Origin of the sequence: Microcoleus sp. PH2017_09_SFU_O_A (assembly GCF_020738625.1) — a bacterium.
Taxonomy (GTDB): domain Bacteria; phylum Cyanobacteriota; class Cyanobacteriia; order Cyanobacteriales; family Microcoleaceae; genus Microcoleus.
The window spans coordinates 1-18,716 of sequence record NZ_JAEQCF010000045.1 but is presented as its reverse complement, the minus strand read 5'-3'; the positions used below and the strand labels follow the sequence as shown (position 1 = coordinate 18,716).

Genomic DNA, 18,716 nt, shown 5'->3' with positions numbered 1-18,716 from the left:
TCTCTGTTGGCAAAAATCTTTAACTATCATCACTATATCGATCGCCTTTCAAAGTTAAATCCACCTGTAGCAGTAAAGATTGATTAACTCCAGCTATTACTACAGATTGATATCAAATTTTTAGTGGTCATACGAAATTAAACATAGCTCGCAAAGCCCAAAACGTCACTTCGAGGGGTGTATCTCATATCGTTTCCGGCCGCATCGGTATTGTTCAAACAGTCAACCGTCAACCGTCAACCGTCAACCGTCAACCGTCAACCGTCAACCGTCAAAAATCATACAGACAATGTACTGTTGACAAAAAAAGGTAAACTCAGATATTGCACAGACAACAAAAGCTCGATCGACGGAGATTAAAACAAATTGGGAATAGAGCTACGCAGCTACGTATTTCTAGACAACTTGCAGCCACAGCACGCAGCATACATAGGCACTGTCGCCGCCGGATTCTTGCCACTGCCGGGGGATGCGTCGCTGTGGATAGAAATCTCCCCTGGCATCGAAATTAACCGAATTACCGATGTCGCCCTCAAATCAGCCTCCGTGCGCCCTGGAGTGCAGATAGTCGAGCGCCTGTACGGCTTGCTGGAAGTACACTCGGGCCAGCAGGGCGAAACCAGGGCCGCAGGCAAAGCAATTCTAGAATTCATCGGAGTCCGTAGAGAAGAATGTATCAAACCGCGAGTCATTTCCAGTCAAATTATTCGCAACATCGACCCCCACCAAACCCAATTAATCAACCGCAGCAGGCGCGGACAGTTGCTGCTGGCGGGACAAACGCTTTACGTCTTAGAAGTAGAACCGGCCGCCTATGCAGCGCTGGCAGCCAATGAAGCAGAAAAAGGTGCATCTATTAACATCTTAGAAGTTCAGGCTGTCGGTAGTTTCGGACGGCTTTACCTCGGCGGAGCAGAACGAGATATTATAGCAGGTTCCCAGGCAGCAATTGCGGCGGTGGAAAGCGTATCTGGTCGCGAAAATCCAGCAATTTTTGGTCGCAAGGAATAGGGGTTATAGGAGATGCAATTATGGCAAATACACAGCATTTAGCGCTGCTAAAAAAAGGTGCAGTTACTTGGATTGAATGGAGAAATCTCAACCCAAACCTCGAACCGGATCTGAGCGAAGCTAACCTCGCTGAAGCAAATTTTAGAGGTGCGTATCTTGGGCGGTGTAACCTTTTTAAAACAGACTTGTTTAAGGCTAAATTAATTACAGCAAACCTTGCTGAATCTAATCTCAGTTTAGCAAATCTTGCTGGAGCACAACTCCTCGATACTAAATTAGTTAAAGCTAATTTAACGGGAGCAAATCTCCGAGCGGCCGACCTCCGGGGGGCAGATTTGAGCGGGGCTAATTTAATTGGGGCGGACATCAGTGGTGCGATTCTCCAACAAACCGATTTAGGAGATGCGAATTTAATCGGGGCGGCAATGTTTCGAGTTAATGCGATCGGCGCGAACCTCAATCATGCTAATCTCAGTCAAGCCAATCTCAATCAAGCCGAATTGATTGAAGCACATTTTTACGCAGCCAATTTCTCTAAAGCTAACCTCGGGGAAGCTCACTTCACGGGAGCATATCTTTTTAGGGCAAATCTTAGTTTTGCGGACTTGAGTGCTGCCGATTTCCGCTGGACAAACCTCGGTAAAGCTGATTTGAGAGGGGCGAATTTGACAGGGGCAAATCTCAGAGGAGCCAATTTGGCTGGAGCTAATCTCGACGGCGCTCATTTGCAAGGGACAATCATGCCTGACGGCAGCATAGTTTCACAATCAGTAAGTTCGTAGTGAGGACTTCAGTCCTTTCTGTGAGTTTGAGTAAATCAGGACTAAAGTCCTTACTACAAACCAATTTTCTCATCGCTAATCAAGGTTCGTAGTCAGGACTTCAGTCCTTATCTGTGAGTTTGAGTAAATCAGGACTAAAGTCCTTACTACAAACCAATTTTCTCATCAGTAATCAAGGTTCGTAGTGAGGACTTCAGTCCTTATCTGTGAGTTTGAGTAAATCAGGACTAAAGTCCTTACTACAAACCAATTTTCTCATCGCTAATTAATTTCCACGAGCCGGTGATACATTGTACAGTCCTCTAACCGGGCCTGGTACTGCCTCCGACTCTTGCTGCTGCCGCGGTACAAACGGTTCTTGGACTCGGCTCCCAGGAGCGAAACAGCCGCTCGGTTGAGGTGCTACCTGGCAGGCTGCGGGCAAGGCCATAACTGAGGCATCAAAGGGATTGGTGGCATCGGGAACGCGAAGAATAGGGTCGCTGGAAACCTGCCGCTGCATTACTCGTCGGTAGAGGCCGCTGACGCGACTGGCATCGCGCTCGATTTCTTTTTCGGGAAAGGCAACTACGCCGCTGGGGGAACCAATTCCTAGATAGTCGCCCATGTAACCTTGCAAGCTGACGTTGTGATAAAAGTCTCCTGAAGCTTCAAAGAATTGTCGGTTGAAGTTGTCACCAACGGGGCTAAATCGGGCTGTATCTGCTTGAGCAGGTTTGACGGATGCCAGTGCGGCAGAGGCGACAGCGAGAATCAACGCACTGCTGAGGCTTTTTAACTTTTGACTCATAAATTTCAGCTTCTAGATTAATTACGGTTCCAATATAGACTGATTATCGGCGGATTATTTGCGTTTTCTACAAGGTGTTAAGTTATGGATGCTGCTGATTTAAAGGTGTTGCGCGATCGACTTTTGGATTTATTGTGCGAGTTTGCGTACCGCGAGGGCGACTTTGTGCTGTCTTCGGGGCAGAAAAGTTCTTATTATATCAACTGCAAACCGGTGACTTTGCACGCTGAAGGTGCTTTGGCGACGGGGCGCGTACTCTTCTCGATGCTGCCACCTCAAGTGCAGGCTGTGGGCGGTTTGACGTTGGGTGCTGACCCGATTGTAACTGCTGTGAGTGTGGTTTCGGCTCTGGAAGGTCGATCGATTCCGGCGCTAATTGTCCGCAAAGAGACGAAGGGACACGGGACAATGGCGTATATTGAGGGGCCTGTGTTGCCTGAAGGGACGAATGTGGCGGTGTTGGAAGATGTCGTAACGACGGGTAAGTCGGCGATGCAGGCGGTGGAGAGGCTGCGGGGTGCTGGCTATAAAGTCGATCGCGTGTTGTCGCTGATCGATCGAGAGCAAGGTGGAGCTCAATTATATCGCGAGCAGGGATTGGATTTTCAGGCTGTTTTTACGATCGCCGATCTCAAGGAATGGATTAGTAGCAAGCAATAGGTAAAAGTGCGATCGCCAATCTCCTAGCCTAAAAAATCGCGTCAACTGCCGCCGAACATTTAATAGCGAGAACGGCGGGCGATCGCATCAAATTCACAGCACTCATTACCACAGACAACCAAAAATGTCAACTCACAATTACAGAAGAACAGTTGAAGAAATCCGTGAGTTAGCTTCGATGTTTTGGCCTTCCGACTTATCTCAAAAGGAAGCATAACTCAGTGTTATACCAAAATTGATAGAAACTCAAGATCAATTTATTGCTATTCTTAGCGTCACTGTTTCAGAGTTAAGCGGATTATTTCAAATAGTAAACTCTTCAACACTTTCAGGAAATATGTTCCTGAAGGATTTAATTGTACTGGCGGACTTTGGGGGAGAAATGATAAAAAGATATCCGCTCAATAAATAGGGGTAACAGCAAAAAAGAAGGTTCACAATCTAGGCACAGCATGGTAAAATAGTATCCGCTCAATAAATCGGGGGAAATCACTTAATGATGAGACTCAAACATCGCAAAATCGTTTCCAACACGGTACTCTACCCCGATTTATTGAGCGGATACCTAAAATCGCCATGCAAAAAATCCGTTTCATTGACTTATTCTCAGGAATAGGCGGCATGAGATTAGCCTTTGAAGCCGCCGCACATTCCTTGAATCTGGAAACAGAATGCGTATTAAGTAGCGAAATCAATCCCGATGCTCAATTAGTCTACCAGACCAATTTTGGCGACACACCTTCAGGCGACATCCGACTAATTGACCAACTTCCAGAACATGATATTTTACTAGCAGGATTTCCTTGCCAATCCTTCTCCTACGCAGGCAAAAAAGCAGGTTTCGGTGATACACGAGGCACCCTGTTCTTTGAAATAATGAGGCTAATCGATACCGCTCAACCTCAAGCATTTATTTTTGAGAACGTCCGGGGACTTGTCAGCCACGACGGTGGCAGAACCCTCGAAACAATTAAACACGAAATTACCAGTAGAGGTTACAGCTTCGATTACTTTATACTCAACAGCTCCAACTTTAGTTTACCCCAAAACCGCGTCCGAGTTTACCTAGTAGGAATTTTAAATGCTTCGCCCCAATTTGGGTTAATTTCCGACTTAGGCCCAAAAGATTCCCATTCCTGCAACCATCAACAGTTATCCTTATTTTCCCCGTTGAGTAAACCCGTCGCAGTTGCAGATATTTTGGAAGACAATCCAGACCAAAAATATGATTGCTCGCCAGAATTTGTCAAGGCATTGAAACCAATCGTTAACAATGATTTAAATCGCTTGCACGGAATCCGATTAATCGACTATCGTGGCGGCAATTCGATTCATTCTTGGGAATTGGGTTTGCGAGGCCAGTGCAGTTTAGATGAAATTGAGTTGATGAATCGTTTTATATTGAAAAGGCGCAATAAAGAATTTGGACATCACCAAGATGGGAAGCTTTTAACTAAAGAACAAATCGCTACTTTTTTCGCTCATCCCAATCTCGATCGCATTCTGGATTTACTGGTTGCCAAGAAGTACCTACAGCGCAACAATGATTTGTATAAACCTGTATCGGGTAACTTTTCCTTTGAAGTCTATAAATTTCTAGATCCGCAGAAGATTTCTGTAACACTTGTTGCCAGCGATGCAAATAAATTAGGTGTTTATCACAACCATAGAGTCCGGCGAATTACTCCCCGCGAAGCCGCACGGTTACAAGGTTTTTCCGATAGTTTTGTACTGCATTTCAATGATGATAAAGCTTACTATCAACTGGGCAATAGCGTCAGTATTAATGTGGTAAAAGCTGTGGCGAAAGAAGTTATGCAGAATATTTTGTCCTCTACCAAACAAAAAGTTAGTGCCTTTTGAATTGGGAAGGGTGGGCGAATTTATCCGCCCGCCCTAGCAATATAGTTAGCTTAGCGCTACAGGTTCCTTAGCAAGAAATTTCTCCAACTCAGTCAAAGCATCGGCATCAACCTTAGTCTGCATCGGACAGAACTTAGGCCCGCACATCGAACAGAATTCCGCAGTTTTGTAGATATCTGCTGGCAAAGTTTCGTCGTGATATTCCTTTGCTCTTTCAGGATCGAGCGATAGCTCAAATTGACGGTTCCAATCGAAATTGTAACGCGCTTTGGAAAGTTCGTCATCGCGATCGCGCGCACCCGGACGGCCGCGCGCGATATCCGCAGCGTGAGCCGCAATTTTGTAAGCAATCAGCCCGTTTCTGACATCCTCAGCATTCGGCAATCCCAAGTGTTCCTTAGGAGTCACGTAGCACAGCATAGCAGTACCGTACCAACCAGCCATCGCCGCCCCAATCGCTGAGGTAATGTGGTCATATCCTGGTGCAATATCAGTCACCAACGGCCCCAAAACATAGAAAGGAGCTTCCGAGCATTCCTCCATTTGTTTCTTGACATTAAACTCAATTTGATCCATAGGTACGTGGCCCGGGCCTTCCACCATTACCTGCACATCATGTTCCCAAGCTTTGCGAGTTAATTGTCCCAAAGTTTTGAGTTCAGCTAATTGAGCTTCATCCGACGCATCGTGAGTGCAACCGGGGCGCAAAGAATCTCCCAAACTAAACGAAACATCATATTTCTTGAAGATTTCAATGATGTCGTTAAAGTGAGTGTAGAGAGGATTTTGTTTGTGGTGGTGTAGCATCCACCGCGCCAAAATTCCGCCACCACGAGAGACAATCCCAGTCAGCCGATTTTTCACCAACGGCAAATGCTCAATCAGAATTCCGGCGTGAATTGTTTGGTAATCTACGCCTTGTTGAGCGTGTTTGTCAATGATGTGCAGGAAGTCATTCGCCGTCAGACTTTCCATATTACCGTGCACGCTTTCTAGAGCTTGGTAAATTGGTACAGTACCGATAGGAACTGGTGAAGCTTTGATAATCGTAGTACGAATTTCATCCAAATTGCCACCGCCGGTGGACAAGTCCATCACGGTGTCAGCACCGTATTTAACTGCTAGTTTAAGCTTGTCAACTTCTTCTTCCATATTGGAAGAGTTCGGAGATGCACCGATGTTAGCATTGACTTTGCATTTAGACGCAATGCCGATCGCCATTGGTTCCAAATTCGTATGATTGATGTTAGCGGGAATAATCATCCGTCCCCGCGCTACTTCGGCGCGGATCAGTTCTCCTGGGAGATTTTCTCGCTTAGCAACAAAGTCCATTTCCTCAGTAATGACACCTTGACGGGCGTAGTGCATTTGAGATACGTTGCTGTGACCCTGACGCTTAGCGATCCATTCGGTACGCATATCTTAATGTCCTTCATAAACAGCTTCCCTCCGCTGGTATTACCCAGACTCAGGTTCTAAGGGTGTTTTCTCAGCCCGGATCTGCGGGCACCCCTAGCTTTAGGCTTATGATACTAGCACTTACGTTGGGCAAAGATTAAATCTTTATAAAAAATTCCACAAATATATAATTTTTCAAGAATTTTAAGAATTTTTATTAAAAATTAAATATCTTTAATTTTGCAATTTATCAATGGTCGTAAAGCGCAGCTATCCCATAGGTAATCGTCCTTTCCCAATTTATGATATTTCTGTCATAAAAAAAGAGCGATTACCCAGAATTCAACAACTAACAAAACAATCACAATTCATCGGGATTAATGCCCATTTGGCGCAACTTTTCTGCCAAACGATCTGCCCGAAGTCGTTCTTCGTCAGCGCGAAGGCTTTCTTGTTGAGCGCGAAGGCTTTCTTGTTGAGCGCGAAGGCTTTCTTGTTGAGCGCGAAGGCTTTCTTGTTGAGCACGTTCCTCCCCTATTAATAACAAATTGCCTTCACTATCCCACCAACGCAACCAAGGCAAATTCATCTCATCATATTCCCCTTGCCAGATTCCCAATTCAACTCCAAGCTGTGGAATCGGATAGCGCCCGCGATCGTTCGGACTCAGGCGCTGATAGCGGTTGTCTTCTAAATGATACATTTCTACAGCCGCTTTTTTCACTTCATAAATCCCGTAAAAAGGAATGCGGATCGCCTGTTCGTAAACCCAGAATTTGCCAGGTTTTTGTTCTGGTTGTTCTTCTCTATCTGGGTCTGGCGGTGGAGTTCTGTCTCGTTCTTCTGAACCGTTCCCCGACACAAATTCAATTGCAATTAGCGGTGCAACGTATTCTTTCCACAATACATAGGAACGCCTCACCTGACCATTTAAAAGTGGCGGTACATTGGGGACGTAAAACCAATCTGGTGCTTCGGCGCCGCGTTCGGGAGGGTCAGTTAAACGCCAATAAATCCCGCAATCTTGACCGATGCGGTACCGTCCGTCAGGGTGAATTTTTTGCAATACAGGCCGCAGGGAATCGGTGAGAATAATGCTTTGAGGCAGTTCTTGAAAGTTTTTCACAAAAGTACCGTCAGACTCTGGCAGTTCGGTGTGGTCTGGGAGATGGGTGACTCCCAATTCAAATGGTTTAGCAACAGTCATAAAACTTTCGCTGATTTGAGGAGTTAAATTAATTATATAGTAAGTCTAAGGTTTTGGTAATTGGGAGTGGGAATCGAAAATAAGATAAAAGTCAGCCTAACCCAAGATTAAATCAATACTCACTACAAAATCGGGAAAAGCCAGCGGCGAAATTTGTTGTCCGCGTTCAAACTTTTGTATTGAAGTGTAGCCATTTATCGTCGGCTGGCGGTAAACTTCCAAACAGTTTTCCTCAAGATCCCACAGCCATACTTCCTGAATTCCAGAACGCGCATAATTAGGAACTTTGACATCGCGATCGAAATCTACAGTGCTATCTGAAACCTCTACTAAAAGCAACACCTCTGATGGTATTGGATGCGCTGTAGCGTAGTAGTCAGAACGAGGTTGCAGCAAGACAACATCCGGTTGAGGTTCAGTCCTTTCTGTCAACTGAATTGGATCTTGAACACCCAAAATAGCACGTCTTCTCTCCAGATCGGAGAACATAGCGATCAGACGCTTTACACAACTTGCATGACGAGTCCCAATTGCTGCCATTTCGATAATTTCTCCTTCGATCAATTCGACTCTGTTATTTTTATTAAAAACACCTACTTTAATCATCAGGTGATATTCTGGCACTGTAAATAGCCGTCTTTTCATTTCAACAGACATAACTATTCTCCTTTTTTCGCAGTTAGTTTAAGCGGGAGCATCTCTATTTTGCAAAAAGCATTTTTTTTATTATAGTGCGAGCTTAAGAGCTCGCGATTTGTAGCATACGCGAGCGGGGACAGCACTATAAATGCAAAACTGAGATGCTCCCGTTTAAGCTTACTATTTTTTTAACCCAAGATTAAATCAACACTCACTGTCAACTCAGGAAAAGCCAGTGGTGAAACTTGTTGATCGCGTTCAAATTTTTGCACTGAAGTGTAGCCATTTGCGGTGGGATTGCGGTAAACTTCTAAACAGTTTGCTTCCAAATCCCATAACCATACTTCCTGAATGCCCGATCGCGAATAATTCGGTATTTTCACATCGCGGTCATAATTAACGGTACTATCTGCTACCTCTACCAGCAGCAAAACATCCTCGCTATTTGGCAGGGATTCTTCATAAAAATCAGCGCGACGCTGTACTAAGGCAATATCAGGTTGAGGTTCTGAGTTATCATTGAGGCAAATAGGATTTTGCACCCGGATGATAGCACGTGTTCGCACCCGATCGCCAAAAAACTCTGCCAGGCGATCGACACGGGCGGCGTGGCGCCTACCAATTGCTGCCATTTGGATAATTTCTCCTTCGATAAGTTCCACTCGTTCGCGATCGCTAAAAACACCAGCTTCACTCATCAGGTGATATTCTTGCACTGTAAATAGCCGTCTTTGCATTTTCACAGACATAACTATTCTCCTTTTTTAGCATTTGGCATAAGTTTACCATTTTTGCCAAAAATATTCCAATACAGCTCAGTTGCGCTGTACCTTACAACTAACTCTCCGAAGATTCATCGACTTGTGGCTGGTTTTGAGTATCTTTTTCACCGGCTGCAAATCCTTCTGTATCTTGTTTTAATTCTGAGGCAATTGTGCCTCGATCGCGCCAAGCTTCGGCATTTTCTGGCTTGATAGCAATGGCTCGATCGTATGCTGCCATTGCTTCTTCGTAGCGCTTTAATTGCGACAAAGCTGTACCGCAGTGGTGCCAAGCATCGTAGGATTCTGGCTGAATTGCGATCGCCTTTTCGTAAGCTGCGATCGCTTCTTCATGGTGCTGCAATTTTGCCAAAGATTCGCCTTTGCCAAACCAAGCTTCGTAACACTTGGAATTAAGCGTGATTGCTTGGGAGTAAGATGCAATTGCTGCTTCGTGTTGTGATAGTTTGTCGAAAGCTGCGCCTCGGTTGTGCCACACTTCAAAATCCTGCGGTTTAATGGCAATTGCTTTGTCGTAGGATGCGATCGCCTCTTGATGGAGCTGCATTTTTCCCAGCACGGCGCCTCTATTGTACCAAACTTCGTATTTGTCGGCCCGGATATCGAGAGCCCGATCGTAAGAAGCAACAGAATCAGCGTAGCGGAGCAATCTCCACAGCATATTACCTCGATTGTACCAAGTCTCGTATCTCTTGGGATTGAGCTCAAGAGCGCGATCGTAAGAATCGACTGCGGCGGCGTACTGCTGTACTTTACCCAGCATCGCACCTCGGTTGTGCCATATTTCGCTGTCGGTTGTTTTGATAGCCAGGGCGCGATCGTAACTGGCGATCGCCTCTTCGTAATGCTGCAATTTACCCAACAAAGCTGCTATGCTGTGCCAACAACCGTATTTTCTCGGCTCGCTCGCACTTGCTCGCTCGTAACAGGCGATCGCCTCTTCGCACCTCTGCAATTTTCCCAGCAAATTCGCTTTATTGTACCACGCTTCGTAGTGATCCGGTTTAATTAATATTGCTTGGTCGTAACTGGCGATCGCCTCTTCATGACGCTGCAATCTAATTAACACATTGGCGCGCCAATACCACGCCTCATCCGCATTCTTGTTCGTTAAAATAGCTTTTTCTACGCAGGCTAATGCCTCATTGTAATTGCCCTGAAAATAAAGCTCTTCGACTTGCTTTATACAATCGTCAGCAATCAAATTTTGTCCGTCACTAGCAGGTGCTGTTGCAGAAGTTTGTGCATTATTTAACTGCCGCTGAGGTGCGAGTTTGACAGCTTCTTTGGCAACAATTGCCGGAACCTGGGAAATTTCCTGAACAATTTGAGATTTTTTCTCGTCAACTTCTGTTACCAACACTTGCAGGCGCATGATAAATTGAGATTTGAGAGTCTCAATTTGCTCGACGGAAGATTTGGAAAGTTCAGTTTCTCTAGTTAAAAAATCAAGTGATTGTTTAGCTGCACTCATTTGTGCCTCTAATTCATCCCTCATTTTTTGAGTCAGTTGGCGAGAGTTGAGCAACTCTGATTCCAACACACCAATGCCGTGCAATCTTTGATTGGCGTCAGCAACCAACTGTTTGACTACCAGCCTGCGGATCGCCCAAAAAAAGGCGATTGTCACCGGTGGCAAAATAGTACCCAGAATTAATAAAATATTCAGCAGAGTTATCGTATTATTAAAACCATATCCAGTTTCTGCACTGCCAGTCCGTGGAGAGAAAAAATCGAAAGCGTCGCGAACTTGGGGACTGCTTTTAACCCCAGTTTCGATTAATTTAGCCAGCCATGTTTCTTGTAAAGATTGAGTCAGTTCATCGGTGGCTCTAGCAGCAGGATTTGCCTTGGTTTTAACAGCAGGAGATAATTCAGCGCCGGCCGCTGCTACCAGCAAACCAGTCTGCGATTTTACCGCAATTCGTGGGGAAAATTGTTCGTCGGCGATCGTCTCGGGCGCGCTCATTGACTCCGCCGGACGAGAGACGGTATTATTTATGGCATCAACAAAGTTGCTGGCCTGCGGTGTCTCACCAGAGATGGGAGGTGCAGCCGGAGCGGCGTTAGTTTGAGCAGTTACATTCTGGGATGCGAGGGCGGCCAGAGTCAAGAGAGCTACATTTGAGACTCGCATAAACGTCAACTCACCTAGGAGAAATTAGTGTTGTTTGTCAGCAGATCGGGCGATCGACCTCATACTCTCAGCAGTGACAATAGCTTTGATGAGGAATTCTGGGTTACTATCTCCAAAATACGGGCTGCGTCTGACTTGTCAGGAAAAGTCCCAATAATACTCGCCACATAACTTGTGTCAAAGAACACTTTCTCGCACCTAATCCGCCTCCAATCATCCTCGGAATCATCGGGGCGGCTTCACCAATCTGCACAATTTGCCTCATATCCGCCTAAACCGCCCCAACTGATCCGATTTGTACCTCTAAACCGCAGCTAAAACTGCTGACTGTTGCTGTTGTACCGTCGCTGCATCTAAATCGGCACCGTAAATTTCGCAGCTATTATTCGGACTTTCAATCAGCTTAATCTTGTGCAACTCAGCGCCCAATTCCCGTATGGGCGATCGCAACAATTGCCCGATCCGAACCGCAATATTCTCCGCCGTTGGCACAACCTTCTCAAAATAAGCAATATCCTTATTTAAAAAAGTGTGATCGAAAGGTTCAACAACATAATCATCAACAGCTTTTTGCAAAGCTCCCAAATCAGCAATCATCCCAGTCCGCGCATCAATTTCCCCTTTAACAGTCACCTCTAAATGATAGTTGTGACCGTGACCGTTAGGACGAGCACATTTGCCATAAATTTCCGAGTTTTCTTCAAAACTTAAATCGGGACGAGCCAACCGATGGGCGGCACTAAAATGAGTGGACAGAGTTAGATAAGCTTCCATGCCATTTCCTAAATATTCAGCCCAAAGTTCCGGGTGTTCAAACAATTGAATTTTGCTCACAGGCAAATGAGGAGCTAGCCGCAGCCAAATTTGCCGTGCTATGTTTTCGGTAGTTGGCAGAGTCTGCCCAAATTCCGGCCATGCTTCGTTAAGGTAAGAAAAATCGAGATCCTTGGTAACTTCCCGCTTGATGACGTGTTTGACATCAGACAGGTTGAGCACCATGCCGTACTCGTCGAGTTCTCCTATCATGGAAACGTAAAGAACGTAATTGTGTCCGTGTCCCGGTGCGCGGGCAGTTGGGCCAAACCGTTCAAAGTTCTCGGCTTCGCTCAACTCCGGTAGCCAGTACCGGTGACTCGCCGAAAACTGTGCCCGACGATTGATGATGCACTGCATAAAAGTCAAGTAGGGTAAGCTTGTTAAGTTCTGTAAAGGACTTACTTCTTAAGGATAAACTAATTTTTGCTGGAATTTTTCGATAATTTTAGGGTGCTGCGAATGAATTTCTACCAATTTTCGAGATATTGGCAACAGCTAGCCTCACCAGGCGCTGGGCTGATTTTGGACGACAACACAGATATCACCGGCAGAAAATACCGCTACAAAACAGTTTCTCGCCATCAGTTGCTTTTCCATCAGTTAAGAATCTTTGACAAAGTGCGATTCCCTACAGGGTAGCTGCGCTTGACGACCTTTTTGCAACACAGCGCACTCCGCAGTTCGGGTTTTTCGCATAAACTCTGCCACAGTCAGGAGTTTGCGGTTCAGTTGCCAGCAAAACTAATCATCCATCACCAATTACTCATTACCAAATCTTAATGAATTGGATTACTGAACAAGCCGATCGCTTTTTTGAAAATTTGTATGGTGCGATCGCAACTCCGCTATTTTATATCGGGGACACTCATCTGTCCATTAGTGCGATCGTCAAACTGATAATATTAGCTATATTAGCCTTCGTTATAGCTCGTCTCATCAGTGAAGGAATCAAACGCAGCCTGCTAGTTAGGATGGGATTGGATCGGGGCAGTCGGGAAGCAATTTCCACCATCATCAGCTACATCTTAGCAACCCTTGGCTGTATATTCGTCATGCAAGGTGCAGGGCTCAACCTCACCTCTCTGACAGTCTTAGCTGGCGTCGTCGGCATTGGTTTCGGCTTCGGCTTGCAAAATCTCGCCAGCAACTTTATCAGCGGTCTGACCCTACTATTTGAGCAGCAAATTCGAGTCGGAGACTTTATTGAGATTGACCATTTATTAGGAACAGTTGAAAATATTTCCATCCGTTCCACAATTATCAAAACAATCGACGGACTATTTGTAATCATACCAAACATCAAGTTTGTCGAAACCAACATTATTAACTGGAGTTATAGAGACCCCAGATGCCGCGTCCACATCCCCGTCGGCGTTGCCTATGGAACTGACCCAGTATTAGTTACAGAAGCACTGTTAGTCGCTGCGAGACTGGAATCGAATATCTTATCACATCCTTCTCCGAAAGTTTGGTTTCGCGGGTTTGGAGATAACGCTTTAGATTTTGAACTTTTAATTTGGATTGACCAGCCACAGAAAAGCGATGAAATTAAAAGTGCGGTCAACTTTTTAATAGATTATGAATTGCGCCACCGCAATATCGAAATCCCATTTCCCCAGCGGGATTTGTGGCTGCGGAACCCGCAAGAGTTAACCAAACATTTTCACAATAATCACAAAGACGATAATTCAAACGGTCAAGTTTACCCCCAGAATGCCAAACATTCAGCCGAACTCAAATCTAATTCCACCGTTTCCGAGCCTAAAAAGCAAGGGGTTAAATCCCCTAATAATTGGACGCTACGAGATTTGTTGCGGCGAGTAACTTATTTTGAACAGTGTACAGATGTAGAACTGCGGCAGTTAATTGAATACGGCTACCGACAACTTTTTCCAACAGGACAGATTGTCTGCAATGAAAATGACCCTGGCGATTCTTTTTATATTATTCTTTCTGGTTCTGTAGAAGTTCTTTCTCAAAAAGCCGATCAGTATATTGCGACGCTTCACGAGGGCGAGTTTTTTGGGGAAATCTCTTTGCTGTTGGGAACTCCGAGAACGGCGACTGTTAAAACTAGCGAAGATGCAATTTTGTTTGTGGTGGAACGCCACGACTTGCAAAAACTTTTAACAGAACAACCGAATTTGGCGGATCAGATTGCTCAAAAATTGTCCGAACGCCAGCAAGCTTTGAGAGATTTGGGATTGTTAGAGGGCGACTCTCTGGAACAAACTCCTTTTATTAAAATCCGGAAGCGAATTCAAGTTCTTTTTGGAATTTGACATTCAGAACTCATTGGGAATTGGGAATTGGGAATTGGGAATTGGGAATTGGGAATTGGGAATTGGGAATTGGGAATTGGGAATGAATTAGAAGTTATTTGTTATTTGTTATTGATAGCCCGCAACAAATAACCAATAACAAATAACCCATAACCAATAACCATAACTTCTTCACTAACTTCTAATTTTCAATTCCTCCTGTGCTTCCCGCCGCAGTCTAGCAGCAATTCTAAACAGTTCTTGACCTGTGTGCAAATGGCGATCGTCATAATTGAGGGTAAATAAATGCAATTCTTCTATGCCATCTCCCACTTGATTGATGCAGTAGTAAAGATGGGCCGCAACTCCGGCTACATTAGATGGATTGGGCATCACCCTCAGAAAGTCATTAGCTTTTGAAAGAAAATCGCGACAGGTTTCGATATAAGCTTGAAACTTTTCGATCAGTTCATCATCGAACGGATCTGCTGACAATTCGTTTATTTCCTTTTTCAGCGGCTTCAAGATGTTGTTGAGTATTCGATTGACTGGTTTGTATACTTTAATCAGCCACTGTTCCATGTGTTCGTCGGCGTCCCGCGCTGCTTGTTGTCGCTGGCGGGTAACGTTTGGCGCGTAGGGTGATTGCTCTTCGCTGGGCTGGGAGATTTGGCGATCGTAAGATTGTCTTTGCTGGGCATCTCCTAATATTTCATAGGCTGCATTGAGGCGGACAATCTCTTCGTGACCGGCTGTCGCACTCTGGCTGTCTGGATGAAATATTTTGACTAAACGGCGGTATGCTTGTTTAATCTCGGCTTGGGTTGCGGTTGGGCTAATTTTTAGGGTTTTGTAGTGATTGGTAACAGAAGACACGCTATTATTTCCTTGAAATCTGGATAATCTGCGAAAAAGTGCTTGACAAAAATATCATTATTTGCTAATATACCAAGTATTTATACGATATAAATGCCAGCAATTTCAGGTAAAAAACATCTGCTTTTAGAGTATCATAAATATATTAAAAAAGAATCTTAAAAAAAACATTCATACTTTTGAAATGGCAAGCGGATTAACATTGGCGACTTACTACAGCAGAAGTCAGCAGGCTTGAGTTAAATATGTCGCAAGCCCAAAATTCATCTTAGTAAAGGAATCTCAAGAAGCGGAATGGGATTCAATTTAAGCTGATACTAATGGCAGCATAAATAGAGCTATAAAAGTAATTCCTGACTTCATGAAGGGAATAGAGGGATTGCAGTTTATTCCTGTATTTTTAGGAATGTGCACTAAAATTACCAACGTAGATGTCTAACATTGACTACTTTTGGGTAGCCTTGTCTGGGTTTTTACGAGCGGTTTGTACAATGCGAGAATATCGTAACCGTCAGGGCGATTGCTCGATCGCGATCGACAATAGACTTGAATTGCAAAAATCGGAAAACACCCTGAAATTATCTGCGTTGCATCGTCGGTTGCATCTGTCTGACATCTGCGCTTGAAGGATCGATCGAAGACTTATGCAATCTTGTCTAATAATCTATCGCAATTTTTTCATCTCAAAAGCCAAGCAGGGCGTACATTCTACGCCCTGCCCTCAGTTTCTGCAACTCGCGCCGGAGGCTAGTTTAGTTGACAGCCACCGCCAGATTCAGTTCTGGATCCTGGAACAAGGGAGTGCTGAGATAGCGCTCGCCGAAGCTAGGCTGAATCATCACAATCAATTTACCTGCATTTTCAGGACGCTTGCCGACTTTCAAAGCTGCACACAGTGCCGCACCGCTGGAAATACCGGACAAAAGTCCTTCTTCTCTGGCTAAGCGACGCCCGTAGGCGATCGCCTCGTCATCGGTAACAATGATCACTTCGTCGATCGCATTTACATTCAGCACAGGCGGCACAAAACCTGCACCGATACCTTGAATTTTATGAGGCCCGGGCTTTCCGCCCGACAGTACCTGACTGTTTGCTGGTTCAACGGCGATCGCCTTAAACTCGGGTTTCCGGGACTTAATCACCTCTGCAACACCAGTAATCGTGCCGCCAGTGCCGACTCCAGAAATCAGGAAATCCACCTCGCCGTCGGTATCTGCCCAAATTTCCTCAGCCGTTGTCGAACGGTGAATGTCCGGGTTGGCTGGATTCCGAAACTGCTGCAACATATACGCATTCGGAGTTTTGTCTACAATCTCTTGAGCGCGCCGAATGCAGCCACTCATGCCTTCAATGCCGGGAGTCAATTCTAGTTGAGCTCCGTAAGCTCGTAACATCGATCGACGTTCCGTGCTCATCGTATCCGGCATGGTCAAAATCAACTGGTAGCCCTTTGCGGCCGCCACCATTGCTAGAGCAATTCCGGTATTGCCAGATGTCGGTTCTACTAAAACCGTTTTCCCGGGAGTAATCAGCCCTTCTGCCTCGGCTTGATTCACCATATTGACACCAATCCGGTCTTTTACTGATGCTGCCGGATTCATGCCTTCGAGTTTGACTACAATCCGAGCCAAGCAGCCTTCGGCTTGGGGAATGCGGTTGAGTTGCACCAGGGGTGTGTGCCCCACCAATTCTGTAATGTCGCCAGCAATACGCATAATCTTTGTCTGCTTGTTGTTGAAAGTAAATGTTAATTCCTAGTTGGCAATATTAAGCTATTGCGTATTGAGATTTAACTTTTAGGGCTGGCTCTCTCGCCTACCGCACTGATTGTTTGAAAAATACAGGATTTTGAAAATTAGACGCGCACCGGCTTAACCTAGATGTAATACATAATATTGAGCTGCCGTCTGCCATTGCGTTTTTCGCACAGATCTTGTAGCGTATATTTTTGCAACACCGAGTTGGCGATCGATCGCGCTTCTTGCCAAACTTCCCAAATCACAGCACTTTCTACAGTTTGAGCAGGCGAGTCTTTTTCAGAGCGATCGAAGTCTGAGCCTTCGAGACAGTTGATAATTTCGAGCAGTGTAATTTTCCACGGTTCCCGCGCCAAGATATAACCACCCTTAGCTCCTCGCTGGCTGCGAATCAGCCCGCAGCGTCTCATGGTAGCGAGCAACTGTTCTAAATATCGATCGGGAATATTTTGCTGAGCAGCTATCTGGCGAATTTGCAGGGGTTCGCCCTCATCGTAGCAATCGGCCAGCTCCAGCAAAGCTAAGATTGCGTATTCGCTTTTACAGGAGAGTTCTACCATAGTTGCACTTGAAAGTACCAGAATTCTCAACTCCGAAGTCAGATTTTAGAATCATTCTCAATTTTGAGTTCCAAATTCTCACTCCTCACCTTTGATTATACTCCGGTTCTCCACTAGAGTTTACTGACTTCCATCAATTCCTTGCAAAAAAGGCTCGCAGGGCGATCGTATGTATCGCTCATTAATCCACAGTCTTATCCTCGTGGTGGCTTCCGTCAAGCACTCTCATCTACAGTATAAAAGTCAAGTAATGATGGAACATCAAAGCAGGGAAGTTCAACTTGCAAATACTTATCTCCACATAGATTCTCTGGTTTACCATCTCTATACATAATAAGAGCTTGAGCCTGCGCCCACATCGCCACTTCTTTTCGTTCCATGTCATTGAGTCTAGAGGCAATTGTTTGCAAAGCTTTCAAAGTCAGCGCTTGATCGAGTACCCCCGAAATCATTGTCATTTCATAACAATGTTCCATATATTCGTAGGGAATCTGCTCGTATGGGGGGGGCGGAGCGACACGCTTCAAATGCTGGTAGATCTCGGTTCTGCGATCGAAATCCACCAATTCCTCAATCAAAGGCAATATCGGCACTAAGACGGCGGGTGGAGGAATTTTTCTGTGATACTTACGGGAATTTGGTGAAAAATAGGCAATCCGAAGAGTTATTCCCCACTCTCTCATCGCTCTTTCGGCTTCAGGACAGAAAAAATGAAACCTGACCCATTTCTCTAAATCAAGTACCACATTCCGTCCCATCTGCTGTGCCAGCAGCGGTAAAGCCTTGGTCACTATCTGCCGTACAAGCTCGCCTCGCTCCCCATGTGTGCCTGTCCAATCCCTCATACGATAGCGAGTCTCATGCTCAATAAAAGCCTGGGTATAAATTGACTCCCAGATAGATGGTTGCTCTAATAGAGCATTTGGCAATCCTAACAGCGGTAGGAAAGGAGCAGCCCACGGTAAAGTGGGTAAAGACAAAGCTTCCAAATACTCCGAGCTTTCAGTGTCTTTCCAAGAAAAATCAAGTTCCAAACAGTTTAGTTTTGTCATAAATGATCGTGTCTATCAAGGCTTAGAACGTAACTCTAACCCCAGAAGCCTTGCAATTATTTCTAATGTAACCAGAGCAGCTCCTGCTACCCCTGCTCCTACCCATAAAACACTGTATTAAGCTG

18 protein-coding genes and 1 riboswitch are annotated in these 18,716 nt (G+C 45.2%); of the genes, 7 read left to right on the top strand and 11 right to left on the bottom strand.

Annotated features, from left to right (window positions below; translation table 11 throughout):
- The first annotated feature begins 366 nt into the window (after positions 1 to 366).
- Both JGK16_RS17485 and JGK16_RS17480 read left to right on the top strand, forming a co-directional pair.
- Positions 367 to 1,011, top strand: coding sequence for a hypothetical protein (locus JGK16_RS17485; protein ID WP_293151824.1), 645 nt, complete (start codon positions 367 to 369; stop codon positions 1,009 to 1,011).
- Positions 1,012 to 1,031: 20 nt separating this feature from the next.
- A complete protein-coding gene (locus JGK16_RS17480) occupies positions 1,032 to 1,793 on the top strand; it encodes a pentapeptide repeat-containing protein (RefSeq protein WP_293185900.1) in 762 nt (253 codons plus the stop codon).
- Positions 1,794 to 2,058: 265 nt separating this feature from the next.
- On the opposite strand, the gene JGK16_RS17475 is transcribed toward JGK16_RS17480, so the two are convergent.
- Complete coding sequence (locus tag JGK16_RS17475) at positions 2,059 to 2,583, bottom strand: hypothetical protein (protein WP_293185901.1); 525 nt, start codon at positions 2,581 to 2,583, stop codon at positions 2,059 to 2,061.
- An 84-nt stretch (positions 2,584 to 2,667) separates the two neighbouring features.
- Between JGK16_RS17475 and pyrE the strand changes: the two genes are divergently transcribed.
- Both pyrE and dcm read left to right on the top strand, forming a co-directional pair.
- On the top strand, positions 2,668 to 3,243 hold the full coding sequence (gene pyrE / locus JGK16_RS17470; protein WP_293185903.1) for an orotate phosphoribosyltransferase: 576 nt from the start codon (positions 2,668 to 2,670) through the stop codon (positions 3,241 to 3,243).
- Between the two features lie 576 nt (positions 3,244 to 3,819).
- Positions 3,820 to 5,106, top strand: a complete 1,287-nt coding sequence (gene dcm / locus JGK16_RS17465) for a DNA (cytosine-5-)-methyltransferase (protein ID WP_293185904.1) — start codon at positions 3,820 to 3,822, stop codon at positions 5,104 to 5,106.
- A 45-nt stretch (positions 5,107 to 5,151) separates the two neighbouring features.
- On the opposite strand, the gene thiC is transcribed toward dcm, so the two are convergent.
- From thiC to JGK16_RS17435, 6 genes are all read right to left on the bottom strand, one after another.
- A complete protein-coding gene (gene thiC, locus JGK16_RS17460; RefSeq protein WP_293185905.1) occupies positions 5,152 to 6,525 on the bottom strand; it encodes a phosphomethylpyrimidine synthase ThiC in 1,374 nt (457 codons plus the stop codon).
- 8 nt (positions 6,526 to 6,533) lie between these two features.
- Positions 6,534 to 6,630, bottom strand: a riboswitch (TPP riboswitch).
- 235 nt (positions 6,631 to 6,865) lie between these two features.
- Positions 6,866 to 7,711 (bottom strand): Uma2 family endonuclease, encoded by an 846-nt coding sequence (locus tag JGK16_RS17455; protein ID WP_293185906.1) that lies wholly within the window; start codon positions 7,709 to 7,711, stop codon positions 6,866 to 6,868.
- Between the two features lie 96 nt (positions 7,712 to 7,807).
- Entirely contained in the window at positions 7,808 to 8,368 is a 561-nt protein-coding gene (locus JGK16_RS17450) for a Uma2 family endonuclease (RefSeq protein ID WP_293185907.1), read from the bottom strand.
- Between the two features lie 170 nt (positions 8,369 to 8,538).
- On the bottom strand, positions 8,539 to 9,099 hold the full coding sequence (locus JGK16_RS17445; RefSeq protein ID WP_293185908.1) for a Uma2 family endonuclease: 561 nt from the start codon (positions 9,097 to 9,099) through the stop codon (positions 8,539 to 8,541).
- A gap of 88 nt (positions 9,100 to 9,187) precedes the next feature.
- Complete coding sequence (locus tag JGK16_RS17440; protein WP_293191508.1) at positions 9,188 to 11,269, bottom strand: tetratricopeptide repeat protein; 2,082 nt, start codon at positions 11,267 to 11,269, stop codon at positions 9,188 to 9,190.
- 303 nt (positions 11,270 to 11,572) lie between these two features.
- Positions 11,573 to 12,442, bottom strand: a complete 870-nt coding sequence (locus JGK16_RS17435) for a 6-carboxytetrahydropterin synthase (protein WP_293185910.1) — start codon at positions 12,440 to 12,442, stop codon at positions 11,573 to 11,575.
- A gap of 102 nt (positions 12,443 to 12,544) precedes the next feature.
- Here JGK16_RS17435 and JGK16_RS17430 point away from each other — a divergent pair, with 102 nt between their 5' ends.
- Together JGK16_RS17430 and JGK16_RS17425 are read left to right on the top strand one after the other, a co-directional pair.
- Positions 12,545 to 12,724 (top strand): hypothetical protein, encoded by a 180-nt coding sequence (locus tag JGK16_RS17430; RefSeq protein WP_293191506.1) that lies wholly within the window; start codon positions 12,545 to 12,547, stop codon positions 12,722 to 12,724.
- A 140-nt stretch (positions 12,725 to 12,864) separates the two neighbouring features.
- Entirely contained in the window at positions 12,865 to 14,367 is a 1,503-nt protein-coding gene (locus tag JGK16_RS17425; protein ID WP_293191504.1) for a cyclic nucleotide-binding domain-containing protein, read from the top strand.
- A gap of 174 nt (positions 14,368 to 14,541) precedes the next feature.
- Here the strand turns inward: JGK16_RS17425 and JGK16_RS17420 are convergent, their stop codons facing one another.
- A complete protein-coding gene (locus JGK16_RS17420) occupies positions 14,542 to 15,222 on the bottom strand; it encodes a J domain-containing protein (protein ID WP_293191502.1) in 681 nt (226 codons plus the stop codon).
- Positions 15,223 to 15,713: 491 nt separating this feature from the next.
- Here JGK16_RS17420 and JGK16_RS17415 point away from each other — a divergent pair, with 491 nt between their 5' ends.
- The gene (locus JGK16_RS17415) at positions 15,714 to 15,848 is read left to right on the top strand and encodes a hypothetical protein (protein WP_293203303.1); all 135 of its coding nucleotides are present in this window, start codon (positions 15,714 to 15,716) and stop codon (positions 15,846 to 15,848) included.
- A 126-nt stretch (positions 15,849 to 15,974) separates the two neighbouring features.
- Here the strand turns inward: JGK16_RS17415 and cysK are convergent, their stop codons facing one another.
- The 3 genes from cysK to JGK16_RS17400 form a co-directional block, all read right to left on the bottom strand.
- A complete protein-coding gene (gene cysK / locus JGK16_RS17410) occupies positions 15,975 to 16,937 on the bottom strand; it encodes a cysteine synthase A (RefSeq protein WP_293185913.1) in 963 nt (320 codons plus the stop codon).
- A gap of 161 nt (positions 16,938 to 17,098) precedes the next feature.
- Positions 17,099 to 17,539 (bottom strand): Rrf2 family transcriptional regulator, encoded by a 441-nt coding sequence (locus JGK16_RS17405; RefSeq protein WP_293185915.1) that lies wholly within the window; start codon positions 17,537 to 17,539, stop codon positions 17,099 to 17,101.
- A gap of 215 nt (positions 17,540 to 17,754) precedes the next feature.
- Entirely contained in the window at positions 17,755 to 18,591 is an 837-nt protein-coding gene (locus tag JGK16_RS17400) for a hypothetical protein (protein WP_293185916.1), read from the bottom strand.
- Between the last annotated feature and the right edge of the window lie 125 nt (positions 18,592 to 18,716).